At 39.1% G+C, this 886-nt stretch carries 1 protein-coding gene; it reads left to right on the top strand.

Features of this window, described 5'->3' with window-relative positions; genetic code table 11:
- The coding region (locus AAHB12_RS31145) for a transglycosylase domain-containing protein (RefSeq protein WP_342048938.1) at positions 1-886 on the top strand (886 nt) is incomplete at both ends.

Here is an 886-nt window from a genome sequence, read left to right as displayed (position 1 = left end):
AGGAAATAAAAAGCCCCCCAAAAAAGGATCCCTCTTGAAAAAGGTCTTGCTTGTGTGTTTACTGATGGGTATCTTTTCGGTGGGATCAGGAGTTGCTATTTTCTTTTATATGATTAAGGATGTTCCCCCAATAGATGCTTCAAAATTAGCGGACCCACTATCGACGAAGTTTTATGATAAAGATGGGGCTTTTATTTACGAATATGGAAAGGAAAAGCGAACAAAGATTACGTACAATCAAGTTCCAAAAGTGTTGGAACAGGCGTTTATTTCGACTGAAGACTCACGTTTTTATCAACATCATGGCATTGATATAAAACGGACTAGTAAAGCGATTTTCGAAAATTTAACTGGGGGCTTCGGGTCCCAGGGCGGAAGTACCATTACACAACAAGTAATCAAAAACTCATTTTTGTCTCCTCAAAAAACATTAAAACGAAAAATACAGGAATGGTATTTAGCGTATAAGTTGGAACAAAAATATTCTAAGCATGATATTTTAACCATGTATTTAAACAAAATTAACTTAGGGAACCGTTCTTATGGAGTTGCTGCCGCTGCGATGAATTACTACGGTATTGAAGCGGATGACTTGAAGAAATTGACGCTTCCACAGGCTGCTATGTTGGCCGGATTGCCGCAAAGTCCAAACAACTACGATCCTTCTAAACAAGAAAACGTAAAGGCAGCCACAAAACGCCGTAATCTTGTCTTGAGTTCCATGCATAGACAAGGATATATTACGGAACAACAAATGCAGGATGCGATGAAGGTTCCAGTAACGAAAGGCATTGTTCCGAAAGTGAATCAAGAAGGGATGCCATATGAGGCGTTTTTGGATGCTGCAACGAAAGAAGTTGAAAGCAAATTAAAAGACGTCAATGTC

It is taken from the genome of Bacillus sp. OTU530, assembly GCF_038440375.1.
This window is presented reverse-complemented; position numbering and strand designations above follow the sequence as displayed.